The sequence below is a fragment of the Pseudomonas sp. SAS7 genome (assembly GCF_052112345.1).
GTDB classification, from domain to species: Bacteria; Pseudomonadota; Gammaproteobacteria; order Pseudomonadales; family Pseudomonadaceae; genus Aquipseudomonas; species Aquipseudomonas putida_Q.
Genome location: NZ_JBEGGO010000002.1, coordinates 268730 through 294719 on the forward strand (window position 1 = coordinate 268730; position 25990 = coordinate 294719).

General features: G+C 63.9%; 24 protein-coding genes and 1 pseudogene. 10 read left to right on the forward strand and 15 right to left on the reverse strand.

Annotated elements, in window-relative coordinates:
* Nucleotides 1-3 precede the first annotated feature (3 nt).
* Together ABI582_RS04795 and ABI582_RS04800 are read right to left on the reverse strand one after the other, a co-directional pair.
* The gene (locus tag ABI582_RS04795; protein WP_338745599.1) at nt 4-1791 is read right to left on the reverse strand and encodes a monovalent cation:proton antiporter-2 (CPA2) family protein; all 1788 of its coding nucleotides are present in this window, start codon (nt 1789-1791) and stop codon (nt 4-6) included.
* Between the two features lie 197 nt (nt 1792-1988).
* Nucleotides 1989-3479, reverse strand: coding sequence for a YifB family Mg chelatase-like AAA ATPase (locus ABI582_RS04800; RefSeq protein WP_442118526.1), 1491 nt, complete (start codon nt 3477-3479; stop codon nt 1989-1991).
* Nucleotides 3480-3737: 258 nt separating this feature from the next.
* Here ABI582_RS04800 and ABI582_RS04805 point away from each other — a divergent pair, with 258 nt between their 5' ends.
* On the forward strand, nt 3738-5756 hold the full coding sequence (locus ABI582_RS04805; RefSeq protein WP_442118527.1) for a DUF4034 domain-containing protein: 2019 nt from the start codon (nt 3738-3740) through the stop codon (nt 5754-5756).
* A 5-nt stretch (nt 5757-5761) separates the two neighbouring features.
* On the opposite strand, the gene ABI582_RS04810 is transcribed toward ABI582_RS04805, so the two are convergent.
* From ABI582_RS04810 to ABI582_RS04820, 3 genes are read right to left on the reverse strand one after another with little or no spacing between them, the layout of a single operon-like run.
* The gene (locus ABI582_RS04810; RefSeq protein ID WP_338745591.1) at nt 5762-6190 is read right to left on the reverse strand and encodes a TOBE domain-containing protein; all 429 of its coding nucleotides are present in this window, start codon (nt 6188-6190) and stop codon (nt 5762-5764) included.
* 37 nt (nt 6191-6227) lie between these two features.
* A complete protein-coding gene (locus ABI582_RS04815) occupies nt 6228-6581 on the reverse strand; it encodes a gamma-glutamylcyclotransferase family protein (protein ID WP_258910669.1) in 354 nt (117 codons plus the stop codon).
* The gene (locus ABI582_RS04820; RefSeq protein WP_258654351.1) at nt 6582-6848 is read right to left on the reverse strand and encodes an accessory factor UbiK family protein; all 267 of its coding nucleotides are present in this window, start codon (nt 6846-6848) and stop codon (nt 6582-6584) included.
* Nucleotides 6849-7209: 361 nt separating this feature from the next.
* Here ABI582_RS04820 and glnK point away from each other — a divergent pair, with 361 nt between their 5' ends.
* The 3 genes from glnK to sutA all read left to right on the forward strand — a co-directional run bounded on the left by glnK (nt 7210) and on the right by sutA (nt 9686).
* Nucleotides 7210-7548 carry a P-II family nitrogen regulator gene (gene glnK / locus ABI582_RS04825; protein ID WP_002555808.1) on the forward strand — a complete coding sequence of 113 codons (339 nt, stop codon included), beginning with the start codon at nt 7210-7212 and terminating at the stop codon, nt 7546-7548.
* 46 nt (nt 7549-7594) lie between these two features.
* A complete protein-coding gene (locus ABI582_RS04830) occupies nt 7595-8926 on the forward strand; it encodes an ammonium transporter (protein ID WP_016502193.1) in 1332 nt (443 codons plus the stop codon).
* A 430-nt stretch (nt 8927-9356) separates the two neighbouring features.
* Nucleotides 9357-9686, forward strand: coding sequence for a transcriptional regulator SutA (gene sutA / locus ABI582_RS04835; RefSeq protein ID WP_338745590.1), 330 nt, complete (start codon nt 9357-9359; stop codon nt 9684-9686).
* 219 nt (nt 9687-9905) lie between these two features.
* On the opposite strand, the gene ABI582_RS04840 is transcribed toward sutA, so the two are convergent.
* From ABI582_RS04840 to lptM, 6 genes are read right to left on the reverse strand one after another with little or no spacing between them, the layout of a single operon-like run.
* The gene (locus ABI582_RS04840) at nt 9906-10601 is read right to left on the reverse strand and encodes an HAD family hydrolase (RefSeq protein WP_063424102.1); all 696 of its coding nucleotides are present in this window, start codon (nt 10599-10601) and stop codon (nt 9906-9908) included.
* A complete protein-coding gene (gene xerC / locus ABI582_RS04845) occupies nt 10598-11497 on the reverse strand; it encodes a tyrosine recombinase XerC (protein WP_442118528.1) in 900 nt (299 codons plus the stop codon). Before xerC ends, ABI582_RS04840 begins: the two co-directional genes overlap by 4 nt.
* Nucleotides 11497-12207: a DUF484 family protein gene (locus ABI582_RS04850; RefSeq protein ID WP_049273680.1), complete on the reverse strand. Its 711-nt coding sequence runs from the start codon at nt 12205-12207 to the stop codon at nt 11497-11499. The genes xerC and ABI582_RS04850 overlap by 1 nt, the downstream gene beginning before the upstream one ends.
* Before the next feature lie 13 nt (nt 12208-12220).
* On the reverse strand, nt 12221-13051 hold the full coding sequence (gene dapF, locus ABI582_RS04855) for a diaminopimelate epimerase (protein WP_019473711.1): 831 nt from the start codon (nt 13049-13051) through the stop codon (nt 12221-12223).
* Nucleotides 13052-13055: 4 nt separating this feature from the next.
* Nucleotides 13056-14303, reverse strand: coding sequence for a diaminopimelate decarboxylase (gene lysA / locus ABI582_RS04860; protein ID WP_258910787.1), 1248 nt, complete (start codon nt 14301-14303; stop codon nt 13056-13058).
* A 9-nt stretch (nt 14304-14312) separates the two neighbouring features.
* Entirely contained in the window at nt 14313-14525 is a 213-nt protein-coding gene (lptM, locus tag ABI582_RS04865) for an LPS translocon maturation chaperone LptM (RefSeq protein ID WP_016502186.1), read from the reverse strand.
* A gap of 190 nt (nt 14526-14715) precedes the next feature.
* On the opposite strand from lptM, the gene cyaY reads away from it, so the two are divergent.
* The 3 genes from cyaY to rnk all read left to right on the forward strand — a co-directional run bounded on the left by cyaY (nt 14716) and on the right by rnk (nt 15832).
* On the forward strand, nt 14716-15048 hold the full coding sequence (cyaY, locus tag ABI582_RS04870) for an iron donor protein CyaY (protein WP_016502185.1): 333 nt from the start codon (nt 14716-14718) through the stop codon (nt 15046-15048).
* 1 nt (nt 15049) lies between these two features.
* Nucleotides 15050-15274 carry a DUF1289 domain-containing protein gene (locus ABI582_RS04875; protein WP_338745587.1) on the forward strand — a complete coding sequence of 75 codons (225 nt, stop codon included), beginning with the start codon at nt 15050-15052 and terminating at the stop codon, nt 15272-15274.
* 147 nt (nt 15275-15421) lie between these two features.
* Nucleotides 15422-15832, forward strand: coding sequence for a nucleoside diphosphate kinase regulator (gene rnk / locus ABI582_RS04880; protein ID WP_016502183.1), 411 nt, complete (start codon nt 15422-15424; stop codon nt 15830-15832).
* A gap of 29 nt (nt 15833-15861) precedes the next feature.
* On the opposite strand, the gene ABI582_RS04885 is transcribed toward rnk, so the two are convergent.
* Entirely contained in the window at nt 15862-18711 is a 2850-nt protein-coding gene (locus ABI582_RS04885; protein WP_442118529.1) for a class I adenylate cyclase, read from the reverse strand.
* Nucleotides 18712-18878: 167 nt separating this feature from the next.
* On the opposite strand from ABI582_RS04885, the gene ABI582_RS04890 reads away from it, so the two are divergent.
* Nucleotides 18879-19331, forward strand: coding sequence for a YaiI/YqxD family protein (locus tag ABI582_RS04890; protein WP_403014407.1), 453 nt, complete (start codon nt 18879-18881; stop codon nt 19329-19331).
* Between the two features lie 153 nt (nt 19332-19484).
* Here ABI582_RS04890 and elbB read toward each other — a convergent pair whose 3' ends face one another.
* A complete protein-coding gene (gene elbB, locus ABI582_RS04895; protein ID WP_017148021.1) occupies nt 19485-20144 on the reverse strand; it encodes an isoprenoid biosynthesis glyoxalase ElbB in 660 nt (219 codons plus the stop codon).
* Between the two features lie 112 nt (nt 20145-20256).
* Between elbB and ABI582_RS04900 the strand changes: the two are divergent.
* Nucleotides 20257-20883, forward strand: a pseudogene (locus tag ABI582_RS04900) (sterol desaturase family protein); the annotation flags it as partial.
* Nucleotides 20884-21384: 501 nt separating this feature from the next.
* Here ABI582_RS04900 and ABI582_RS04905 read toward each other — a convergent pair.
* Nucleotides 21385-22029 carry a DedA family protein gene (locus ABI582_RS04905; protein ID WP_442118530.1) on the reverse strand — a complete coding sequence of 215 codons (645 nt, stop codon included), beginning with the start codon at nt 22027-22029 and terminating at the stop codon, nt 21385-21387.
* 213 nt (nt 22030-22242) lie between these two features.
* On the opposite strand from ABI582_RS04905, the gene ppk1 reads away from it, so the two are divergent.
* Complete coding sequence (ppk1, locus tag ABI582_RS04910; protein ID WP_016502177.1) at nt 22243-24498, forward strand: polyphosphate kinase 1; 2256 nt, start codon at nt 22243-22245, stop codon at nt 24496-24498.
* Here ppk1 and ppx read toward each other — a convergent pair.
* The gene (ppx, locus tag ABI582_RS04915) at nt 24485-25987 is read right to left on the reverse strand and encodes an exopolyphosphatase (RefSeq protein ID WP_338745584.1); all 1503 of its coding nucleotides are present in this window, start codon (nt 25985-25987) and stop codon (nt 24485-24487) included. The genes ppk1 and ppx overlap by 14 nt on opposite strands.
* Between the last annotated feature and the right edge of the window lie 3 nt (nt 25988-25990).

Genomic DNA, 25990 nt, shown 5'->3' on the forward strand with positions numbered 1-25990 from the left:
CACTCAATCCGCATCCGAATCAAACAACCGCTCCAGCTCCACCCGCGCCTCCTTGGCCGTCTGCATCACCTTGGCCCGGTCATCGCGAACCTGCCCCTGGGCCACCAGCACTTCTTCGTCATGCTGGGTAAACCGGGCGATACGGTCCGCCGCCTGTTCATCGCTCAAGCCCAACCCCACCAGTGCCCGGCGGGTCATCTCCAGGCTGGAGTAGAACGTCTCGCGAATCGGCTCGGCGCCTGCATCCACCAACTTGTGCACATGCTGGCGGTTACGTGCCCGGGCCAGCACCTTCAGGTGCGGGTACAGGCGCTTCACCCGTTCGGCGGTATGAATGGCGGCTTCTGGGTCATCGATGGTGATGATGAAGTACTCCGCTTCACCCACCTTGGCGGCGTGCAGCACCTCGGGGCGCAGCGGGTCGCCGTAGAACACCGGCACCTGTTCGAACATGCGGGTCATCTCGATGGTGTCCACCGAGGTTTCCAGGGCAATGAACGGGATTTTTTGTGCCCGCAGGATGCGCGCGACGATCTGGCCCATGCGGCCCATGCCGACGATCACCACCCGCGGTGTATCCGTCTGGATCTGCTTGTACTGCTCGGGCACTTCACGCGCCGGTTGCGGGCGTTTGAGGGCGCGGGCGCAGCCCAGCATCAGCAGCGGGGTGATGGCCATCGACAGGGTAATGGTCATCAGCAGCAGGTCGTAGGTCTGGGTGTCGAACAGGCCTTGATCCTTGCCCAGCTTGAACACCACAAAGGCGAACTCGCCACCCGCCGCCAGCACCATGCCCAGGCGTAGGGCGCTGGCGCTGTTCAGGCCACCGACCAGGCGCCCGACGCCTATCAGCAGCACCAGCTTTACCGCCACCAGCAGCAGCGTCAGGCCCAGTACCACCAGCGGCATGTCCAGCAGCAGGCGTAGGTTGGCGCCCATGCCCACGCTGATGAAGAACAGCCCCAGCAGCAGGCCCTTGAATGGTTCGATCTGCGATTCCAGTTCGTGGCGGTATTCCGAGTCGGCCAGCAGCAGGCCGGCGAGGAAGGCGCCCAGGGCCATGGAAATGCCGGCTTCTTCCATCAGCCAGGCCGTGCCGATCACCACCAGCAGTGCGGTGGCAGTAGACACTTCAGGCAGGCCGGTGCGGGCCACGGTGCGGAACACCGGGCGCAGCAGGTAGCGGCCACCGACGATCACCACGGCGATGCTGGCGAATACCTTCAGGCCGTGTTGCAGGCTGTCGCCGTGGCTGGTGTCCGGACCACTGGCGGCCAGTAGCGGCACCAGGGCGATCAGCGGGATCGCAGCGATGTCCTGGAACAGCAAGATGGCGAACGCCAGGCGCCCGTGCGGGGCGTTGAGCTGCTTGCTCTCGGCCAGGCTCTGCAGGCCAAGGGCGGTGGACGACAGCGCCAGGCCCAGGCCGAGCACGATGGCTGCCGGCAGTGTCTGGCTGAAGCCGAACAGGGCAATGGCGCCGATCAGCGCGCCGGTCAGCAGTACCTGGGCGGTACCGACACCGAACACCGACTTGCGCATCAGCCACAGGCGTTTGGGCGACAGCTCCAGGCCAATGATGAACAGCAGCAGGACCACGCCCAGCTCGGAGATATGCGCCACGCTTTCGGTGTCGCGGATCAGGCCAAGTGCCTGCGGGCCGATGGCTACACCGGCCAGCAGGTAGCCCAGCACGGCGCCCAGCTGCAGGCGCTTGGCCAGGGGGACGGCGACGACGGCAGCGAGTAGAAAGATGACCGCGGTTTGCAGAAGGCTGCCTTCGTGTGGCATTGGCTCTTACTCCATGAGCTGCCGGGGCAGCGTTTGAACAGTTTGGCCGACGATTCTGAGGGGTGAGGTGGCGTCAGACAATCAGCTGTCCGGGAGAAATATTGTCCCGTAAAATGGGACAGTTACTGCCGGCCGCTTTCATTTGCAGATTCTGCTGGTGGGGCAAAATTTCGGGGCCGCTTTTCAGCCCCGATAATCTAACTGCTCCCCGGCCGGTATTGCAGGGCCTCGGCCAGATGTGCCCGGCCGATCGCCTCACAACCCTCGAGGTCCGCCAGTGTCCGCGCCACCTTCAATAACCGGTGCGCCGCCCGCAACGACAGGGTCAACCGCTCGCAGGCCCCCTCCAGCCATGCCTGGTCCACCGCCGCCAATCCGCAATGGCGGCGCAACCCTTCGAGGTCGAGAAACGCATTCACACACCCTTGGCGACGCTGCTGTACCTCCCGCGCCTGCGCCACCCTGGCGGCCACATCGGCACTGGTTTCACCACAGGGCTGGTTGTTAAGCGTGGTGCTCTCGCGGGCCACGGTCAGGTGCAGGTCGATGCGGTCCAGCAGCGGCCCCGACAACTTGTTGCGGTACCGCGCGATCTGCTCGGTGCTGCAGCGGCAGCGGCCAGTGGGGTCGCCCAGGTAGCCGCAAGGGCATGGGTTCATCGCCGCCACCAGCTGGAAGCGCGCCGGAAAGCGCACCTTGTCTCGGGCCCGGGCAATGACGATTTCGCCCGACTCCAGCGGCTCGCGTAGCACCTCCAGCACGCGCCGCTCGAACTCTGGCAGCTCATCGAGAAACAGCACTCCATGATGGGCGAGGGTGATTTCGCCCGGTTGCGGACGGCTGCTGCCACCGACCAGTGCCGGGCCGGATGCGGAGTGGTGGGGGTGGCGAAACGGTCGCTGCGGCCAACTGCTCAGCGGTGTATGCCCGCTGACCGACTGGATGGCCGCCACCTCAAGCGCCTCGTGCTCGTCCAGCGGTGGCAGCAGCCCGGGCAGGCGGCTGGCGAGCAAGGTCTTGCCGGTGCCGGGTGGCCCGGTGAACAACAGGTTGTGCGCCCCAGCCGCCGCCAGCATCAACGCGCGCTTGGCCGCCAGCTGGCCCTGTACCTCGCTCAGGTCGGGGTAGGGGCGTTGATGCAGGATCAAGCCATTGGCCGCGTATGGCGGCAATGGCACCTGGCCGTTCAGGTGGGCGACCAGCTCCAGCAGGTGGCCCACCGCATACACCACCAGCCCGCCGGCCAGGCTGGCTTCCTCGGCATTTTCCCGTGGAACTACCAGCGAGCGGCCCGCCTCGCGAGCCGCCAGGGCCGCCGGCAGCACGCCTTGCACTGCACGCAATTTGCCAGACAACGCCAGTTCGCCCAGGCACTCAACCTCTGCAAGGCTGGCCGCTGGCACCTGGCCGTCGGCGGCCAGGATGCCCAGGGCAATGGCCAGGTCGTAGCGCCCGCCGTCCTTGGGCAAGTCGGCGGGGGCCAGGTTCTGGGTTATGCGCCGCTGCGGATAGTTCAGCCCGGAGTTGACGATGGCACTGCGTACACGGTCCTTGCTTTCCTTGACTGTGGTTTCTGGCAGGCCAACCAGGGTGAGATGAGGCAGGCCGTTGGCCAGGTGGGTTTCGACGCTGACCGAGGGTGCCTGCACACCCACCTGGGCGCGGCTGTGGACGATGGCTAGGGACATGGACGCTCCGTTGTCGCTGGAAAAGGGCCGCTTCCTGCGGCTGGGTCAAGGATAGCGATGGTGGCCCTGGCAGGCGCAACAAGTGTGCGTCGTGGTTTTGCAAAGCAGGTTTTTTCCCTCTGTTTTCTTAAAAATCGGCAAAAAATGGATCCAATAATCTTTGCGCAGGTGCCTGGTATGGCTTAGTGTTGTTGGGCAAATGCCGTTGCCATGGGATGGCACAGCGTCTTCTTTCAAATGGACTTGAGGTATTGCGCCGTGCAAACGCTCACCCACACGCGCCAGGTCATCCGCGAACTGGTGCAGGCCAATTCATTCATCGAGCTCACCCGCTTTTTCGACAGCCTTGAGGCGCAGTGGCGCCAAGCCGCGCCAGGCGAGTTCCCGGCTTACCTGGCGGCTGTCGAAGGGGACATGCTGGTTGACCTGGAAAACCAGGGGGACAGGGCCCTGAGCCAAGTGCTCAAAGCCTGGGTCGACGCCTGCCCCAAGGCTTACCACCCGCAGGTGGTAATGGGCATGCACTGCTTCCATCGGGCCTGGCAGGTGCAGGAGGGTGGTCAACGCGACGCTGCACGCTTGCTGGCCGTTGAACAAATATGTGAAACCGCGACCGCGTACCTGTTGCGTGCAATGGACCGCTCTGCTCAACCCGTGGCAGCCGCCATTGGAATGCTGCGTGTCAGTGCTCAGCTGCGCGAGCCTGGCTGGTTGAACGAACTATTTCAGGGGCAGCCTGCGCGCTACAGGCCCAGTGCCCATGCCGATGTAGAAGTGCAGGAAGCCGCGGCACCTTTACTGGTGAAGCATGGGTTGCTGCCCTTGGCCGAGCTGCCCCAAGCGTTGCCGGCGTGCCTGAGCAGGCGGGCCGATCACGAAAACGAAGCGCCACGTTATTACTGGTTGCGTCATGCGCTGGTAGCCCGCCCAGGTTGTTTCGAAGCGGTCCAGGCCCTCGCTGTTTACCTGCTGCCCCGTTGGGGTGCCAGTTTCGATGCGCTGGAGCTGTTGGCCAATGGGCCGTTGTGCGAGGCCTGGGACGAAGCGCTGCGTAATGCGTTGCGCTGGATGGCCGTCGAAGAACGGCTGAAGCTGCCACATGCCGAGCAGTTGCAGGCCGTCGCTGATTGGCAGCAGCTGTTTGATAGCTGGTTGCAACGCCCGCTTAGGCCAAGGGAAAGCACCGTCGTGCTGGCTTGGCGAGGCGCGCTGCGTAGCAGTGCCTTGCAAGACCATGCCGGCGGTATGCGCGATTTCGCCGCGAGCTTGGCATGTAACGCAGATCACGGTGCCATCCCTGCCATGGGCGAGCCATTTCGCTGCATGGTCGGGCTGATAGTTCGCGATGGCATGGCAGATGAACATCAACTGTTGCGCACCGCCATCGAGCGCCTGTGTGAAGGCCGCTCGCATGCTGGCGCCTGTGCAATGCGTGCTGCCGGGCATCGCTTCGGCCTGTGGGGGCTGCCACGTTCGGCCGAGCAGGCAAGGCTGTGGTCGCAGCTGGCGGTGACGCGCCAGCGCGCGGGCCAGGCGCCAGGCTTCGATGTGCTCGCTGTGGCGCGGCTGCTGTGGGCTGCCAACCGGCATGAGGTGGCTTGTTACCTGTATGAGCGCTGCGCCGAGCTGAGCTTGCCGGGGGCTGCCCTTGGCTTGTACGAGCTGCACAGCGGCGGCCTGGGCAACACCCCGGCGGACTATCTGGATGACGAGGCGGCTGAGCATTGGCTGCAGCGTGCGGTAGAGGCGGGCAGCAGGCAGGCCAAGTACAACCTCGCCTGCCTGCGCATGGAGGGTGATGAGGACCTGAATGAGCGAAGTGCCATGCTGGCCGTCAGGCGCCTGCTGGTCGATGCGTTGGGTAATCCGCAGACCAATGCGCGTGCGCGCTTGCACCTGGGTATTCTGTTGCGCCAGTTTGGCGAAGCGCAGGAGCGATCCGAGGCTGTCGCCTACCTGTCGAGCCTGGTCGAGCACCCGGACGCGTGGATTGCGGGGCGCGCCAGTGCCGAACTGGGGTTGGCCTGGATGCAGGGGCGCGGCACCCGCAAGCAGAGCCGTTTCGCCGCCATCGAATGGGCCAACCGTGCGGCTGCCTTGCAGCCTGGGGATTCAGCCATCGAAAACATCCAGGCCGAGATCCTCAACTCGCACAACCGGGTGAAGACCCTGGTTACCCAGTGTGGTGCGACCCTGTTTCGCGGCACCTTGCATGCCAGCGAGTTGCCGCCGAAACAGGCAGTATCCGAGCCGGGCCGGCTACGGGCGTCGGCCTGATACCCTCAGGGCTTGGCGCCGAGGATGATGTGCGAGGCCTTGATCAGCGCAGTGGCCTTCACACCCGGTGCCAGGCCCAGCTCCTGCACGGCTTCGCGGGTCACGATGGCGAACACCTCGGTGCCGCCGGCCAGCTTCAGCACCACTTCGGCATTCACTGCACCATCACCCACCCGCACCACTTCGCCTTCCAGTGCGTTACGGGCCGATAGCTTGTAGCCGGCGGCGTCGGTCATCAGTACCACCCACGGCGCCTTGACCAGCGCCACGGCGTCTTTGCCGACGTTGATGCTGAGATTATGCAGGCTGGCCATGGTGACCACCGCTACCAGCTTTTCGCCGCCACCCAGGGTCAGCTCGACTTCGGCATTGACCGCGCCGGGCTGAACGTTGGTGACTTTGCCTTCAAAAACATTACGTGCGCTGACTTTCATGGGGAACGCTCCGTGTAACAACCCGCGCCAGAGGGATTCAGGCGCGCACATAAACCCAGGCAGTCAGGCCCGAAGCGAGCGTGACGGCGACGCGCTTGTAGTCGGCAACTTCATAGCGGTCCGCCGCCGCCAGCTCTTCTTCGCTGATCTGGAAGACCGTGCCGGCCACGCTGTCGTCGGCCTGGCTGCTGGGGGAAACGATGGGGTGATGGGACTTGCCGCTGGCCGCCAGCACAGCCGGGTCGGTGATCTCGACCCAGTCCTGTCGGTAGCCCGGCATGCGGTCGGCCTGGCCGCTCAGCTCACGGCCGAAGTTGGCCAGTTGCACGGCCTTGTCCTGCAGCGTGCCGTAGGAAAACAGCAGTACCGGGTATGCGCTGGAGGGCTGCATTCACTCGTCCTGTGGCGTCGGGTTCAGCCGTGCTTCCAGCTCGGCTACTTGTTTTTCCAAAGCCTCGAGGCGAGCGCGGGTGCGCGCCAGCACGACCATCTGGCTGTCGAATTCGTCACGGCTGACCAGGTCCAGCTTGCTGAAGGCACCTTGCATCAGCACCTTGAACTGGCTTTCCAGTTCTGCACGGGGCTGGGCGGTATCGCTGCTGAACAGACGCGAGGCCTGGTCGCTCAGGGCATCGAGAAGGGCTTTGGGCGCAAGCATGGGGCAGTCCACTGAAACTTAGAATGGCCGGCAGTGTAGCACGCACAAACCGGACGTTTGGGTGCACGTTTTTCGCGCAATGCGCCCTGCCTGGGCGCACCGAAACTGTGCATGTTTTCCATGCTGGCGACTGGCCAATCCCGACCCTTTCGCATAACTCGCTGTTTTCCGGTGATTTGCCGGAACTGGCAAGGTTTCTGCAAAGACCTGTACGAGCCATGCACTGATGCAGTTCCTTGTGACCAAGCAGTGCGCACGCGGAGCCGGATGCCGACGACGCGTTACAAAGCCAACCGCTGCGCTTAGACTTGAGACGGGTTTGTTTTCCTGGGGCAAGTCCACCAAATCGGGAGAGAGTTTCATGAAGCTAGTCACAGCCATCATCAAGCCGTTCAAGCTGGACGACGTGCGCGAGTCGCTGTCGGAAATCGGCGTGCAGGGCATCACTGTTACTGAAGTCAAAGGCTTCGGCCGGCAGAAGGGCCACACCGAGCTGTATCGCGGTGCTGAATATGTGGTCGATTTTCTGCCCAAGGTGAAGATCGATGTCGCCATCGATGACAAGGACCTTGATCGGGTAATCGAAGCCATCACCAAGGCAGCCAACACCGGCAAGATCGGTGACGGCAAGATTTTCGTGGTGAATCTGGAGCAGGCGATCCGCATCCGTACCGGCGAAACCGATACCGACGCGATCTAAGCAACAACAACGCCTCACCAAACCCAACGCCCCAGGAGAAAACAACATGACTCTGCGTAAGATCGCAGGGCTAGGAGCCCTATTGTCCCTCGTAATGCCCGGGCTTGCCCTGGCAGAGGAAGCTGCCCCAGCGCTGAACTCCGGCGACACCGCCTGGATGCTGACTGCAACGGCGCTGGTGCTGTTCATGACTATCCCGGGCCTGGCCCTGTTCTATGGCGGTATGGTGCGTTCCAAGAACGTGCTGTCGGTGATGATGCAGTGCTTTGCAATCACCGGCCTGATGAGCATTCTGTGGGTCGTCTACGGCTACAGCATGGCCTTCGATACCACCGGTATGGAAAAGGGCGTACTTAACTTCAATTCCTTCGTCGGCGGCTTCTCCAAGGCCTTCCTCAGCGGCGTCACGCCCGAGAACCTGACGTCGGCCACCGCACTGTTCCCTGAAGCGGTATTCATCACCTTCCAGATGACCTTCGCCATCATCACCCCGGCACTGATCGTGGGTGCCTTCGCCGAGCGCATGAAGTTCTCCGCGATGCTGGTGTTCATGGGCATCTGGTTCACCCTGGTGTATGCGCCGATCGCGCACATGGTATGGAGCGGTGACGGTGCACTGATGTGGGACTGGGGCGTACTGGACTTCGCTGGCGGCACCGTGGTGCACATCAACGCCGGTATCGCAGGCCTGGTCTGCTGCCTGGTGCTGGGCAAGCGCAAGGGCTACCCGACCACCCCGATGGCCCCGCACAACCTGGGCTATACCCTGATGGGCGCCGCCATGCTGTGGATCGGCTGGTTCGGCTTCAACGCAGGCTCCGCCGCCGCCGCCAACGGCACCGCTGGCATGGCCATGCTGGTCACCCAGATCGCCACCGCTGCTGCTGCACTGGGCTGGATGTTCGCCGAGTGGATCGGTCACGGCAAACCCAGCGCCCTGGGCATCGCTTCGGGTGTGGTTGCCGGCCTGGTTGCCATTACCCCGGCTGCAGGTACGGTGGGCCCGATGGGCGCCCTGGTGATCGGCCTGGCTTCGGGTGTGATCTGCTACTTCTGCGCCACCACCCTCAAGCGCAGGCTCGGCTATGACGACTCGCTGGACGCCTTCGGCGTGCACGGCATCGGCGGCATCATCGGTGCCATCCTTACCGGTGTGTTTGCAGCCCCGGCGCTGGGCGGCTTCGGTACCGTCACCGATATCGGCATGCAGGTCTGGATCCAGGCCAAGGGCGTGATCTTTACCGTGGTCTATACCGCCATCGTCACCTACGTGATCCTCAAGGTGCTGGATGTGGTGATGGGCCTGCGGGTGAACGAAGAAGAAGAGTCGGTCGGCCTCGACCTGGCTCAGCACAACGAACGCGGCTACAACCTGTAACTGCGACGCGGTAAAAACTTGCCCGGCTTGCCGGGCATTTTTTTGCCAGATTTTCAGCATTTCGCGCTTGGCAAACGGTTTATCCGTCACGTTCGCGACGTAGGTAAAAAACTTACAAGTCGTAGGGCGTTTATGGAGCTTTGCTTTTTCCACGGGCGCGCTAGAATGCGCGCCGAAGGGTGTTTGACGTGTAGTCCACACACTTCGCCAGCCTTTGCTAGGCTTGCCAATAGCGTGTGGCCAGCAGGGGCGAGATGGATTTGTCAGGTCCTGCCAGGAGCAGGGCCTGCTGGGTGCCGCCTCCCATCAGGAGCGCCGACCCAAGGGCAGTGGCCTAACCCACGGCCAGTTGAATTTTCACTGGTGGCTGCCGGTCTACGGCTGCACTGGTCTATAACTAACCTGCTTTTCGCAAGTCATGAGGTAGAACATGAGCGACGACGATCTGGAAAACGACGACCTCGAAGTAGGCGATGAAGACGAGGCTGATGATGGCCTCGAAGCGGCGGCTGACGACGGCGTCGAAGACGCTGGCGATGACGACAGCAGCCCGGCACCTGCTGCCAAGGGCAAGTCCAAGGCGGCTGTCTCGGTAGACGAGATGCCGAGCATGGAAGCCAAGCAGAAGGAGCGTGATGCACTGGCCAAGGCGATGGAAGAATTCCTTTCGCGCGGTGGCAAGGTGCAGGAAGTCGAGGCCAACGTGGTCGCCGACCCGCCCAAGAAGCCGGACAACAAATACGGCAGCCGCCCTATCTGAGTGGCTGAACGCAAAAAAGCCCGCCGTCGCTGCGGGCTTTTTTGTGCCTGTTGCGTAGGTCAGGCTTGCGCGGTCTCTGTAGGAGCGGCCTTGCGTCGCGAAAGGGCCGCAAAGCGGCCCCAGCACTTTGTGCGTCTGCGGAAATCCAGGGGCTGCTTCGCAGCCCTTTCGCGACGCAAGGCCGCTCCTACTGGGGCCGCGGAGGCGGTGGCGAAGCTGTCAGCGCCAGCGCGAAAGGACGTCGGGCAGCTGCGACAGGCGCTGGATCTCGGCATCCGGTGCCTGCTCACCGGTCCAGGCCTTGCCCTGGGGGTTGAACCAGACGGCCCGTAGCCCGGCGCGCTGGGCGCCTGCGATGTCATCGCCGGGGTGGTCGCCGATGTGAACGGCGGCGCTGGCGTCCGCCTCGCCGCGGCGTAGGGCTTCCAGGAACGGTGCCGGGTCCGGCTTGCCGATGCCGAGGTCTTCGGCGCACAGGGCAAAGCGGAAGTAATCCGCCAGCCCCAGCCGGCTCACATCGGCATTGCCATTGGTGACCACGCCCAGGGTGTAGTGATGGCGCAAGATTTCCAGCACCGGCTGCACCTCGGGGAAGATTTCCACCTGGTGGCGAGCATGCAGGAATACTTCAAAGCCTTCGTTGGCCAGCGCCTGTGCCTGCTTCTCGCTGTAGCCGACTTCTTCCAGGGCATGGAACAGCACCCGTCGGCGCAGGGCGCTGATGCGGTGCTTGAGGCCGGGCTCGGCCTGTACCAGGCGCTCGCGGATGGCAAACAGGTGCTCCACCGGCACGCCGCCCAGGATCGGGGCGTTGGCTTCTAGCCAGTCGCGCAGCACGACCTCGGCGCTGGCGATGACCGGCGCGGTGTCCCACAGGGTGTCGTCGAGGTCGAATGTGATCAGCTTGATGCTCATGAGTCTGTGCCTTTGCTGCGTTTGGCCCGAGGGTGGGCGCTATCGTACACCGCGGCCAGGTGCTGGAAGTCCAGGTGGGTGTAGATCTGCGTGGTGCTGATGTCGGCATGGCCGAGCATCTCTTGCACCGCCCGCAGGTCCTGGGACGATTCCAGCACATGGCTGGCGAAGGAATGGCGAAGCATGTGCGGGTGCAGGTGCTGGCCCAGCTCGCGCTCACCCGCCTTCTTCACCCGTTGCTGCACAGCCCGTGGCGTGATGCGGTTGCCCTGGCGGGTGATGAACACCGCACGGTCACGCGGGTTGCCGATGCCGCGCAGGCGGTACCAGGCCTGCAGCGCCTCACGGGCCTTGCGGCCAACCGGCAGGACGCGGGCCTTGCCACCCTTGCCCAGCACCTGCACCAGGCCGGCGGCGAGGTCGATGTGATCGAGGTCGAGGTTGGTCAGCTCGGACAGGCGCAGGCCAGACGAATAAAACAGTTCAAGGATGGCCTGGTCACGGCGGGCGATGAAGTCGTCGTCGACGCCGCCATCAAGCAGCTGCAGGGCGCGGTCGGTGTCCAGCACCTTGGGCAACCGGCGCTCACCCTTGGGCGCGCTCAGGCCGGTGGCCGGGTCGTGCTGGCACAGACCTTCGCGGTTAAGGTAGCGGTACAGGCCGCGCACCGCCGACAGCAGCCGGGCCAGGCTGCGTGAAGACTGGCCGTGGTGGTGCAGGCGGGCGATCAGCTGGCGCAGTTGCTGGATCTGCAGCGCCTGCCAACCGGCAATGCCGTGTTCCTTGGAGTAGCCGATGACCTTGTCCAGATCGCGACGGTAGCCCACCAAAGTGTGCTCCGACACCTGGCGCTCGTTGCGCAGGTGTGCGCAATAAGCCTCCAGCTGGCGTTCCATCAGCGTACCGAGCGCAGGGTCTGGGTAACGCGCGGTACAACGCGGCCGAGCACTTCGGCGATGTAGCCGAGGAACAGGGTGCCGACGCTGCTCTTATAGTGTTGCGGGTCGCGGCTGCCGATCGCCAGCACCCCATGCAGCCCCTGGTATTCGAGGGTGGCCACGGCGCTGGAGCCCACTTCTCGGCGCTGTTCTTCACCGAACAGGAACGCCAGCTCGTGTTCACGCAGGTTGCCACTGACCGTCTTGCCACCGCCCAGCAGGGCACCGATGGCCTGTTGCGCCTCGGCGTTGCTGACCCAGCGCCCGACTGGCGCGACGTTGTCGCCGAACAGGATGAGGCTGACGAAGGGCACCTGGAATTCCTGGCGCAGGCTGTCTTCGACCGCCATCACCACTTCTTCCAGGGTGCCGGCATCGAGCAGGTCGAGGATCAGCCGTCGGGTCTTGTCGAACAGCCGATCGTTGTCGCGGGCCACGTCCATCAGTTGCGACAGGCGATGGCGCATCTCGATGTTGCGGTCGCGCAGCAGCTTGAGCTGGCGTTCCACCAGCGACACGCTGTCGCCACGCTGGTGCGGGATGTGCTGTTCGATCAGCAACTCGTCGTGCTCGGCGAAGAAGGTGGGGTGGGCGCGCAGGTAGGCGACCACCGCTTCGGCATCGAGCTCGGCGGACTGCTGGGGTACAACCTTGGGCTGATCGGTCATGGCGGTTACTCGCTTAGAGACGAACCTGTCCTTCGTAGACGCGCACGGCAGGGCCGGTCATCAACACGGGCTTGCCGGGGCCGGCCCATTCGATGTGCAGGCGGCCACCGGGCAGGTCGAGGGACACCGGGGAATCCATCCAGCCTTGGCTGATCGCTGCCACGGCCGCGGCGCAAGCGCCGGTGCCGCAGGCCTGGGTTTCGCCAGCGCCTCGTTCCCATACGCGCAGGTTGGCGCGGTGGCGGTCGATGACCTGGAGGAAGCCGGCATTCACCCGCTGCGGGAAGCGTGGGTGGTTTTCGATCTTCGGGCCCAGCTCATGCACGGGGGCAGTATGCACGTCGTCGACGCGCAGCACGGCATGCGGGTTACCCATGGACACGGCAGCAATCGAATGCAGCTGGCCGTCGACTTCCAGTGGGTAGTTTGGCGCCTGCGCGTCAGCGACGAAGGGGATTTCGGCAGGAATGAACCGCGGTGGGCCCATGTCGACACTCACCTGGCCGTCGTTCTGCACGTCCAGCACGATGATGCCGCTTTTGGTTTCCACGCGGATGCGCTTTTTCGCGGTAAGGCGCTTGTCCAGCACGAAACGGGCGAAGCAACGCGCACCGTTGCCGCACTGCTCCACTTCAGAGCCGTCGGCGTTGAAGATGCGGTAGCGGAAGTCCACTTCCGGGTTGTTCGGCGCCTCGACGATCAGCAACTGGTCGAAGCCGATGCCGGTATGGCGGTCACCCCATTGCTTGGCGTGCTTTGGCTGGATATGCGCGTGCTGGCTGACCAGGTCGAGGACCATGAAGTCGTTGCCCAGGCCGTGCATCTTGGTAAAACGCAGCAGCATGGGCTTACTCCGGCAGCAGGCTTTCGCCAGCGTACAGTTCGGCGATGGTCTCGCGGCGGCGTACTTCGAACGCCTGGTCGCCGTCGACCAGGATTTCAGCGCAACGGCCACGGGTGTTGTAGTTGGAGCTCATGACAAAACCATAGGCGCCCGCAGACTGTACGGCCAGCAGGTCGCCTTCGGCCAGGTTCAGCACGCGGTCCTTGCCGAGGAAGTCGCCGGTCTCGCAGATCGGGCCGACCAGGTCGTAGGCACGGCCTTCGCCCTCGCGTGGGATGACCGCGCTGACACCCATCCAGGCCTGGTAAAGGGCCGGGCGAATCAGGTCGTTCATTGCCGCATCGATGATGGCGAAGTCTTTGTGTTCGGTGTGCTTGAGGTATTCCACGCGGGTCAGCAGCACGCCGGCGTTGGCCACGATGTAGCGGCCCGGCTCGAACACCAGGGCCAGGTCGCGCTTGCCCACGCGCTCGCGAATGGCCTTGATGTAGTCGGCCACCAGTGGTGGTTCTTCGTCGCGGTAGCGCACGCCAACGCCGCCACCCAGGTCCAGGTGGCGCAGGTGGATGCCGCAGTCGGCGAGGCGATCGACCAGGTCCAGCAGGCGGTCGAGGGCATCGAGGAACGGTTCCACGGTGGTCAGCTGCGAGCCGATGTGGCAGTCGACGCCAACCACTTCCAGGTTCGGCAGCTGCGCGGCACGCACGTAGATGGCCTCGGCGTCGGCGATGGCGATGCCGAACTTGTTTTCTTTAAGCCCGGTGGAGATGTACGGATGGGTGCCGGCGTCAACGTCCGGGTTCACGCGCAGCGACACCGGGGCAACCTTGCCCATCTCGGCGGCCACGACTTGCAGGCGCTCCAGCTCGTCGGTGGACTCGACGTTGAAGCAGTGCACACCCACTTCCAGGGCGCGGCGCATGTCTTCGCGGGTTTTGCCGACGCCGGAGAACACCACGCGGTCGGCGCGCCCGCCAGCAGCCAGCACGCGCTCCAGCTCACCGCCGGAGACAATGTCGAAGCCTGCGCCCAGGCGCGCCAGCACGTTCAGCACGCCAAGGTTGGAGTTGGCCTTGACCGCGAAGCACACCAGGTGCTCGGTGCCTTGCAGGGCGTCGGCGTAGCTGCGGTACTGGGCCTCGATGTGGGCGCGCGAGTACACGTAGGTGGGGGTGCCGAAGCGTTCGGCGACGGCCGACAGGGCCACGCCTTCCGCGAACAGCTGACCGTCGCGGTAGTTGAAAGCGTTCATCTGGTTTCCTTACTGCGCAGGCGACTGCTCGGGCTCGGACTGCAGCTCGGGCTGCTGCGCTGGCGCCGGGGCCGGCTTGGCTTTTGGCTGGTGCTGGTGCGACTTGTGCGCTTTGCCGTTATCGCCGTCTTCAGGCAGATACAGCGGGCCTTTCTGGCCGCAGGCCGAAACGAGGCAGGCAACAGCGACCAGCGCCGCGAAGGAGGAAATCAGGCGCTTCATGGGTGAAATCCTTAGAAAAATGCAGTATTGCGCCCGAGTATACCGAGCGACCGGCGGCTTGCCTATGCAAGGGCCGGTCCGCCGGGCGGGCTATTCTTACCGCTTTCAATGGCTAATCTTTGCATTCGGCGCCAAGCGCCCGTATCTTGCCCGGCTTGCCTGTAACGCAGCCAATTTCGAGGTTCCTGCAATGAGTTTGAGTGAAGCGCGTTTCCATGACCTGGTCGACGCGACCCAACAGGCGTTGGAAGACCTGTTCGACGAAAGCGGCATGGACCTGGACATGGAGAACTCTGCCGGGGTCCTCACCGTCAAGTTCGAAGGTGGCGCCCAGCTGATCTTCAGCCGCCAGGAACCGCTGCGCCAGCTGTGGTTGGCCGACCGTTCCGGTGGTTTCCACTTCGACTACGACGAAGAAAGCGGCAAGTGGGTGTGCGAGAAGAGCGAAGAGCTGTTGGGCGAAATGCTCGAGCGCATCGTCTGGGAGCGGGCCGGCGAGAAGCTGGACTTCGACGAGATCTGACATGAGCAGCGCCCCGGCCCGTCCCCCCAAGCCGCTCTACAGCAACGTCAGCCCCGCTGTGCCATCACCGTGCATCAGCGTTTGCCGGCTGGACGAACAGCGGGTGTGCACCGGCTGCCAGCGGCATGTGGAGCACATTCGCGAATGGCGTTCCGCCGATGACGAACGGCGTCGGCAAATCTGCCGCGAGGCCCAGGCCCTGCGCGACCAGGCTAAGCCACACTGATAGCAAGGGCTTGAGTATTTGCCCGGCTGTGGTAGTGTCGGGTTTCTGCGTCGGTGACGCCAAAGCCTTCACAAACCCCGCCCTTGGGCGGGGTTTTGCTTTATCTGCACGACGAAAATCGCCTGTTCAAAGGAGTCTGACTGGATCATGAGCACCAAGCCTTCCCTCATCCTCACCCGATTGGACGTACAGCGTCTGGAGCGTCTGATCGACAGCCTCGACGAGAGTACGCCGGGTGTGCTCGCCCTGCAGGACGAGCTGGACCGCGCCGAGCAGGTGGTCGGTCACGAGGACGTGCCAGCGGGCGTGGTGACCATGAACTCGCGCGTGCACTGCCGTGAGGAGGCCAGCGGCAAGGACTACCACCTGACGTTGGTCTATCCGAAGGACGCAGGGCCGGAAGGCAATGTCTCGGTCCTGGCACCGATCGGCTGCGCCTTGCTGGGGCTTTCGGTGGGCGAGCAGATCGACTGGCCGGCACCGGGGGGCAAGACCCTCAAGCTGAAGCTGCTGGAAGTGGAATACCAGCCAGAAGCGGCGGGCGATTACGACCTGTAAGGGCAAGGGGGCCGCGCAGCGGCCCCCGATCACTCACTTAGCACCTGCTCCAACCCCTCATTCAACGCCTGCTCCAGCACCCGCTTGTAGCTCAGGTACACCTGCGTCGCGCCCAGCCGGTCATCCAGCAGCTCGGACAAATCCAGGTCGGTGATGTAGCACCGGTACTGTCCGGCACCGCGCCGTTGCCCGATGATCTGCCTGGCCACCACCGCATACAGCTGACCACCATGCTCCAGCTCGGAAAACTCTTGCTGGTCGCAGTACAGCGTCACATGCGCCGCACCCGCCACTCCGGCCTGGATGATGGCCTGCACTTCATAGTAAGGCTGGCCGCTGCCCTCGACCGGAGCCAGGCGCGGCTCGATGCTGCGCGCCTTGCCAGCGCCGGAAGGCAACAGTTGCGCGTAGTGGATGTCCAGCGAGGCCGCGCGCTGGGTATCCAGCGGCAGCCGGGCATCACGGCGCATCACCACCGAACGCAGGAAACGCTGCAGTGGCAGCAGCAGGTGGGCTTCGTCATGCAGGGGCAGGCGCTGCTGCCACAGGGCATTGTATTCATCCAGCACATACAACTCGGCCCAGCCACCCTGCAGGCGGTAGAACACCTGGATGCAAGCCGGGCGGCCCTGTTCCAGCACCAGGCGCAGGTCGTGCTCCAGCAGTGCGTTGCTATCCAGGTACAGCGGGCTGTAGGCGCTACGCTCCTCGCCCAGGTGGGCCAGCAGTGCTTCGTGCTCGGCCAGGGTGGCCAGGCCGACATGCCCGGCCAACAGCTCCAGCACGTGGGTGTGCTGAGCCACCTCTAGCAGGTAACGGTGGTTGGCGCCCTGGTCCAGCAGCAGCTGCACCGTGTCGAAAATTTCCTCCACGCGCTGGCCGATGGCTTGTGCGCGGCTCTGGCAAAAGCAGCGCACCCGCACCCGTGGTCGGTGGCCGCGCAGCACCGGGCTGTTGAGGAAGTCCCGCAAGCAGCGTACCAGTGCATGTTCACCGTCGTAGCGCTGGACCAGCACCTCGTTCCAGCTGTTCAGGGTGACCTGGTCCAGGGTAAGTACCAGGTTCTCGCGCACGCCTGCGTAGCTCAACGAGTCGGTACGCTCGGTGGTCATCAAAATGTTCAGGTCGCGGTGATGGCGCAGCGGGTCGATGGCGACGTTGACCAGCAACAATACCTCGTCGGCAACGCTGGGCTGCAGCAGGCGCACTTCGCTGACGATCGGCAAGGGCAGGGGGATGCTTTGCTGCAGGCAACCCATCAGGTTGAACAGCTCGAATTCACTGAGGTCGCTGGTGCCCGGGTGCAGCGCTACCCGCGTGCTGCTGTCGATCACGCCGTTGCGATGGGCCCAGGCCAGCAGCTCGATCAGCTCGCGGCAGCGTTTTATCGGGCTGAAGTACTCCACCTCGTGGGTGCTCAGGTTGCCGCTGTACAGCTCCCAGTGGTTGCTGCCGGGTTCCTTGCGGTTGGCCGTCTGGACCAGCGTTACGGTGCCTTCGGCCAGGTCCGGGGCGATGCCGGGGTTGATCACCTCGACCTTGCCGGCGCGGCGCTCAAAAGCCGCATACAGGCGCCGGCCCAGCACATTGAGGTCGCGCTGCTCGGCGCGGCTGCTGGCGTTTTGGGTGCTGGCGAACTGGCTGAGGAAGCGGTAGCTATGGTTCAGCTCCGCCACCAGTTCGCGGCGCTCGACAGCGACTTGTTGCACTTTCCACTGGCTACGGCTGTCCAGCAGGGCCAGCTGACGCTCGTCCCAGCCCCACTCGTCTGCCAGGCGCTGCAACAGCCGGCGCTGCCAGCCATTGACGCGGCCTTGGTCGCTGAGCTTCTTGTTCACCTTCAGGTACAGGCTGCGCCTTACCAGCTCCAGGCGCGCGGGCTCGCCACGTTGCAGCAGGTAGCGTTCGATGCGTCGGTACACCATCACATACGGGTCCAGCTCGTCGAGGTCGAGCTGGTTGGCGAACACCGCCTGCTTGTAATCCAGGCTCAGGCAGCGGACGGCCGGGTGCTCACTGGCGTAGGCCTCGGTCAGCAGCAGCTTGAGTAGCGACTTGTAGGGCGAATCGATGCCCTTGAACAGTTGCCACAGGCCGGCACCGACGAATTCGCCGGGCGGGATGTGCGCCAGGTTGCCGAGGTCGAGGGCATCCTGGCTGCGGATGAAGCGCTTGGTCAGCAGGGTCTGGGTGTAGGCGCGGTAATTGTGCTCCTGGTAGACGGGCACCAGCCACCACAGGGGTGTGCGCCCTGCCAGCCAGAGGGTGGTGCGGTAGAACTCGTCCAGCAGCAGATAGTGCTGGGTGGTACCGCAGTCGTCGGAGCCCAGTTGGCAGTCGCGCTGGCCCTGGGCAAAGCCTTGCGTGTCGATCAGGAAGAAGTGCGCCTCGGCGCCCAGGCTTGCCGCCCAGTCCTCCAGCAATTGGCACTTGCGGCGCAGTTCTCCCAGCAAGTGCTCGGGCAAGCCGGGCGCATGGCACACCCACAGGTCCATGTCGCTGTGCTCGGCCTGGGCCAGCGAGCCCAGGCTGCCCATCAGGTAGAGGCCATGGATCGGGCGTGGCGGGTTGCCATGGCGGACCTTGTAGGTGAACGAGCGGGCCAGGCGCTGGGCCTCGACCACCAGATCGGCACCTGGCTCGTAGCCCGACACGCCAGCAGGTGTGCTGCCTGAGACGTAGCCCGGCAACAGCGGATGGTTCACGTGGAACAGCAGCGGCAGCAGCGTCAGTACCTGTTGCTGGCGTGTCGACAGGCCTTCCATTGCCCGCTGCAGCCTCCCCTGGTTCAGCTGTAGGAAACGCGCACGCAATGTCGCCAGGACCTTGCGATCGATGCCTTCGTCCAGGTCAGGGCGGATTTCGTGAGGGTGGTTCATTGTGCGCTCGGGCAGGCCAGTAAAGCTGTGGCGAGTGTAGCCTGAGTGGTGGGGCCGGATAAGCGCTAATTGGTATTTTTGGCGCCATTTTCCCAGCGCGCACCTGCTCCAGCTTTCGCTGCGCTTCAGGCATGATGGGCGCACTGATTTCATGTAGAGAATTTCCGATGCGTGTATGGATCGATGCCGACGCCTGCCCCAAGGCGGCCAAGGATCTGATCGTCAAGTTCGCCCTCAAGCGCAAGTTCGAAGTGGTGATGGTGGCGGGCCAGGCCGTGGCCAAACCAGCGTTCGCGATCGTGCGCCTGATCGTGGTACCCAGCGGCATGGACGCAGCCGACGACTACCTGGTCGAACACGCCGTGCCGGGCGAGCTGGTGATCTGCAGTGATGTGCCGCTGGCTGACCGCCTGGTTAAAAAGGGCGTGACCGTGCTGGACCCGCGCGGGCGCGAATTTGACGAGCGCAACATGGGCGACCGCCTGGCGGCGCGCAACCTGTTCACCGAGCTGCGTGAGCAGGGCCAGGTGGGGGGAGGGCAGGCGGCTTATGGTGAACGTGAAAAGCAGGCGTTTGCCAATGCACTGGACCGGATCATTGCCCGGCTGTCCAAGCCCTGAGAGCTGACGCGGTTTCTGTAGGAGCGGCCTTGTGTCGCGATCGGGCCGCGAAGCGGCCCCGGCAATTTATGCGGCGAAGCTGAAATCCTGGGGCCGCTTCGCAGCCCGATCGCGACACAAGGCCGCTCCTACACAGAGCGCTCGTGACGTAGCTCACTCGTGTGTGAGTTCCAGCACCCGGTCCACCAGCTTGTAGATCCCGCCCGCCGCTTCGCTGATCGACTTGGCTTCCATGTAAGCCGGGGTAGTCACCAACTTGCGCTGGGTGTCTTCGACAATGTCGTGTACATCGCACTCTTCATGGGTGCCGCCCATCTTTTCGACAGCCGCCGCAGTGCCTGCGTCGCTACCGATGGTGCAGACCACGCCCGGCCCGTAGATCTTCGCGGCCAGTGCCGGCGAGATGCAGATCAGGCCAACCGGCTTGCAGGCGTCGGCGAAGGCTTCGGCCAGGGCCAGCACGTCCGGGTTGACGCTGCAGTTGGCGCCTTCCACGGCGAAGTTGGACAGGTTTTTCGCCGCCCCGAAACCGCCCGGCACGATCAACGCATCGAAGTCTTCAGCCTTGGCTTCGCGGATGTCCTTGACCTCGCCGCGGGCAATGCGCGCCGACTCCACCAGCACATTGCGCGACTCGGGCATTTCCTCGCCCGTCAGGTGGTTGATGACATGCATCTGCGCAATATTCGGCGCGAAGCACTGCACCTGCGCACCGCGCTGGTCGAGGCGCAGCAGGGTGATCACGCTTTCGTGGATTTCGGCGCCGTCATACACGCCACAGCCGGAAAGAATCACCGCTACTTTTTTTGTCATGCTCATTACTCCAGTGTCGAGGCGCTAAATGTCCTCTAGTTTGGCAGATGTCGCCATAGGGGTTGCCGCAGGTGCGGCCTAATCTTTATGGATACCGCCTGAGGCCGTACCCATGGACCTGATATTGCTGGCCGTGCCGTTCTTCTTCGTGCTGATCGCCGTGGAGCTGGTGGCCGACCGTGTGCGTGGCCAGCGCAACTTTACCCTGGCCGACTCGATCAACAGCCTGAGCACTGGCGCGCTGTCGACCAGCACCGGGTTGCTTACCAAGGGAGTAGGGCTGCTGACCTATGCCTTGGCGTTCGAGCACTTGGCGCTTTTGCGCCTGCCGCCCGAAGCCTGGTGGGTATGGCTGCTGGCCTTCGTGCTGTACGACTTCTGCTACTACTGGCTGCACCGACTGGGCCATGAACGCAACGTGCTGTGGGCCGCGCATTCGGTGCATCACCAGAGCGAGGAATACAACCTCACCACCGCGTTGCGCCAGACCAGTAGCGGGTTCATCTTCTCGTGGGTCTTCTACCTGCCGCTGGCGCTGCTGGGCGTGCCGCCACTGGTGTTCATCACCGTGGCATCGCTCAACCTGCTGTACCAGTTCTGGGTGCATACCCGGCACATTCCCAAGCTTGGCTGGCTTGAGTGGGTGTTGATCACGCCATCCAACCATCGCGTCCACCATGCGCAAAACCCTGTTTACTTGGATCGCAACTATGGCGGTGTGTTCATTCTCTGGGACCGTCTGTTCGGCACCTTCAAAGAGGAGGACCCGGCCGAGCCTGTGGTGTTCGGGGTAACCACGCCGCTGGCCAGCTGGAACCCTCTGTGGGCCAACCTGCAGTTCTATGCCCAGCTCTGGCATGACGCCCGGCGCACTGCCAGCCTGTGGGACAAGTTGCGCATCTGGTTCATGCCCACTGGCTGGCGCCCGGCCGATGTGGCCGCACGTTACCCACAGGCCAAACAGGACCTGGCGCTGTTTCGCAAGTTCGAGATTGCCCTGGGCCGCCCGCAACAAGCCTACGTGGCGACGCAGTTCGTGGTGTATGTGGCCTTGGGCAGCTACCTGATGGACGTAGCCGAACGCGTGCCGGCCGCCGCGCTGGTGCTCGGCTGGTCGCTCATGGCGTTTGGTCTGTTCGTGCTGGGCGGGTTGCTGGAGAACCGGCCCTGGGCTGCACGCCTGGAACTGGCGCGGCTTGTGGTGAATGCGCCGGCGCTGTACCTGGCCGGCGCAATGGGCCTAGCGGTGGTCGCGCCGCTGGCCTGGGTCCTGCTCGTGGTCTACAGCCTTCTCAGCCTGTGGGGCCTGGGCCTGGTCCGCCGCCTTGCGCTCCGCGCGCAAGGCGCGGAAACGCCGGCGCAGCCACAACAGCACGCCCAGCCCCACCAGGCCACCAAGTACCCATAGCTCGTAACGCTTCACGTTGCCCAGCAGGCCTTCGAGGATGGCGCCGAAGTGGTACGCAGCCGCGCCCAGGGCTATTGCCCAGATGGCCGCGCCAAGGCCATTGAGCAGCAGGTAGCGGCGCGGCGGGTAGCCCGACAGGCCAATGGCCACCGGCATGACCGTACGCAGGCCATAGACGAAGCGGAAGCTCAGCACCCAGATGTCGGGGTGGCGGCGGATGTGGTCCAGCGCCCGGTCACCCATTGCTTGCCAGCGTGGTTTGCGCGCCAGGATCCTGCGCCCATGGCGGCGGCCCATGAAGTACCACAGCTGGTCGCCGGCATAACTGCCGAGGAACGCCACCAGGCACACCAGCTTGATGTCCATGTACCCACGGAATGCAAGGAAACCCGCAAGCACCAGGATGGTCTCGCCTTCGAAGAAGGTGCCTAGAAAAAGGGCAAAGTAGCCGAAATCCTGCAGGAATTGTTGAAGCATTTTCTGAGGTGCTGGCGAAATGAACGCGCAGCCTACCCCTTCGCGCGCATTCGTGAAAGTGTCCAAATGTGTCTCGACGTGAACAATTCCTACACAGACAATGCCAGAGGCCACGCGCCATGGCTTGCCCTGGTGTGTAACACAGGCGTCATAATGGGCGCTTATCTTGCCGCTCAATTGATGATAGGGCGTTAACGTCCTCAGGAACGCCAGATGAATAATGAAGTGCTCACCCCTGTCGCGATCAAGGAAGCCCAGGAGCTCCCGGAAGAGTTGGTGCAGACCCCGCCAGACCTGCCGCCGGCGCCCGAGCCGGAGCCTGTAGAGGAGCAGGTCGCCGAGCCTGTGGCCGCGGCGCCCGCGCCGGCCCCGGCCCCGGCAATCACCGTCCCCGGCCTGGACGACAGCAGCCTGTACATTCATCGCGAACTCTCGCAGCTGCAGTTCAACATCCGCGTGCTGGAACAGGCCCTGGACGAGAACTACCCACTGCTCGAACGCCTCAAGTTCCTGTTGATCTTCTCCAGCAACCTCGACGAGTTCTTCGAGATCCGCGTCGCCGGCCTGAAGAAGCAGATCAACTTCGCCCGTGAACAGGCCGGTGCCGACGGCCTGCAGCCGCACCAGGCGCTGGCGCGTATCAGCGAGCTGGTGCACATCGAGGTAGAGCGCCAGTACGCGATCCTCAACGACGTGCTGCTGCCTGAGCTGGAAAAGCACCAGATCCGCTTTATCCGCCGCCGTTACTGGACGCCTAAGCTCAAGACCTGGGTGCGCCGCTATTTCCGCGACGAAATCGCCCCGATCATCACCCCGATCGGCCTCGACCCGACCCACCCGTTCCCGCTGCTGGTGAACAAGAGCCTCAACTTCATCGTCGAGCTGGAGGGGGTCGATGCCTTCGGCCGCGACTCGGGCCTGGCGATCATCCCGGCCCCGCGCCTGCTGCCCCGGGTTATCCGCGTGCCTGAAGAGGTGGGCGGCCCGGGTGCCAACTACGTGTTCCTGTCGTCGATGATCCACGCGCACGCCGACGACCTGTTCCAGGGCATGAAGGTGAAGGGCTGCTACCAGTTCCGCCTGACCCGTAACGCCGACCTGGCGCTGGACTCCGAAGAAGTCGACGACCTGGCCCGTGCCCTGCGGGGCGAGCTGTTCTCGCGCCGTTACGGCGACGCCGTGCGCCTGGAGGTGGCCGACACCTGCCCGAAACACCTGTCGGACTACCTGCTCAAGCAGTTCAGCCTCAGCGAAAGCGAGCTGTACCAGGTCAATGGCCCGGTCAACCTCACCCGCCTGTTCAGCATCACCGGCCTGGACAGCCACCCGGAGCTTCAGTACACGCCGTTCACCCCGGCGATCCCCAAGCTGCTGGTGAACGCCGACAACATTTTCAGCGTGATCAGCAAGCAGGACATCCTGCTGATGCACCCCTTCGAGTCCTTTACCCCGGTGGTCGACCTGCTGCGCCAGGCCGCCAAGGACCCGCACGTGCTTGCCGTGCGCCAGACCCTGTACCGGTCCGGGGCCAACTCGGAAATTGTCGACGCCCTGGTGGACGCTGCGCGTAACGGCAAGGAGGTCACCGCGGTGATCGAACTGCGCGCGCGCTTCGACGAAGAGTCCAACCTGCAGATGGCCAGCCGCCTGCAAGCGGCCGGTGCGGTGGTGATCTACGGCGTGGTCGGTTTCAAGACCCACGCCAAGATGATGTTGATCCTGCGTCGCGAGCAGGGCGAGATCGTGCGTTATGCGCACCTGGGCACCGGCAACTACCACGCCGGCAATGCCCGCCTGTACACCGACTACAGCTTGCTGACCTCAGACGACGCCCTCACCGAGGACGTCGGCAAGCTGTTCAGCCAGCTCATCGGCATGGGCAAGACGCTGCGCATGAAAAAGCTGCTGCACGCGCCGTTCACCCTGAAGAAGGGCATGCTCGACATGATTGCGCGCGAAACCCAGTTTGCCCTCGAAGGCAAGCCGGCGCACATCATTGCCAAGTTCAACTCGCTGACCGACGCCAAGGTCATCAAGGCGCTGTACAAGGCCAGCCAGTCGGGTGTGAAGATCGACCTGGTGGTGCGTGGCATGTGCTGCCTGCGCCCAGGCATTCCGGGGGTTTCACACAATATCCAGGTGCGCTCGATCATCGGCCGCTTCCTTGAGCACACGCGGGTGTTCTACTTCCTCAATGGCGGCGAAGAGCAGATCTACCTGTCCAGTGCCGACTGGATGGAGCGCAACCTCGACAAGCGCGTCGAGACCTGCTTCCCGGTGGAAGGCAAGAAGCTGTTGCTGCGGGTGAAGAAGGAGCTGGAAGGCTACCTGACCGACAACACCCACGCCTGGACCTTGCAGCCGGACGGGCGCTACGTGCGCATCACCCCGACCGGCAACCAGAACCCGCGCAGTGCCCAGGCGACCCTGCTGGAGCGCCTGAGCAACCCGGTCCTCAACGTACGCTGAGGACGAAGCCGACCCGGGCCAGCCACTCCGCCTCGTTGGCGAAGTCGGCCTGGGTCAGCTGGTTCTGCTCCAGCCAGCCTTCAGGGAAGGCTACATCCAGGCTGTTGTCCCCGCCCTTCAGTACGACCTTTGGCATCTGTTGGGTGCCGCGGATGTGGTGGAACAGGATGGCAAAGCGCAGCAGCACGCACAGGCGCAGCAGCTTGACCCCTTCGTCACCCAGTTCGGCGTAACGGTCTTTGGGAATGTTGCGACGGTGGCCGCGAACCAGCAGGGCCATCATCTGCTGATCTTCCCTGGAAAAGCCCGACAGGTCGGAGTGTTCGATCAGATAGGCGCCGTGCTTGTGGTAGTGGTAATGGGCAATGTCCAGCCCGATTTCGTGCACTTTCGCTGACCAGCCCAGAAGATCGCGCCAGTTTCCGTCTTTCAGGTCCCAAGCGTCGGCCACCTGGTCGAAGGCGTGCAAAGCCTTGCGCTCGACCCGTGCAGCCTGGCCCTGGTCCACGTGGTAGCGCTCCATCAGCGAGTTAAGGGTGCGCTCGCGCACGTCCTCGTGGTGGTGTCGGCCAAGCAGGTCGAACAGCACGCCTTCGCGCAGGGCGCCGTCGCAGTGGTCCATGCGCTGCAGCTCCAGCGCATCGAAGATCGCTTCGAGAATGGCCAGGCCTGCGGGGAAGATGGTGCGGCGATCCGGCTTGACGCCGTCGAAGTCGATCTTGTCGACCTCGCCCAGCTTGAACAGCTTGCGTTTGACCCAGGCCAGGCCCTCGGCGTTGACCTCACCATTGCCCAGGCCACCGGCCTTGATGGCGGCGCCGATGGCGCGAATGGTGCCGGACGAGCCAATGGCCTCGTCCCAGGTCAGGCGATGCAGGGCATGCTCGATGCTCATCAGTTCCAGGCGCGCGGCCGTATAGGCCTGGGCGTAGCGGGCCGGGGTAATCTTGCCGTCACGGAAGTAGCGCTGGGTGAAGCTGACGCAGCCCATTTGCAGGCTTTCGCGTAGCAGCGGCTCGAAGCGCTGGCCGATGATGAACTCGGTGCTGCCGCCGCCGATGTCCGCCACCAGGCGCTTGCCGGGGGTGTCGGCCAGGGTGTGCGACACGCCCAGGTAGATCAGGCGCGCCTCTTCACGGCCGGAGATGACCTCCACCGGGTGGCCGAGGATGGCTTCGGCGCGCTGGATGAACTGGTTACGGTTGCGCGCTTCGCGCAAGGCGTTGGTACCGACGATACGCACGGAGCCTGCCGGCATGCCGTTGATCAGCTGCGAAAAGCGCTTGAGGCAATCCAGGCCTCGTTCCATTGCCTCTTCACTGAGTTTGCGCTCTTCGTCGATGCCGGCGGCAAGCTGAACCTTCTCGCCGAGCCGCTCGAGAATGCGGATTTCGGTATGGTGGGCCTTGGCCACGACCATGTGAAAACTGTTGGAGCCAAGGTCGATGGCGGCGATCAGGGACAGGTTCTTCGCGATGGTATGCGGCATGAT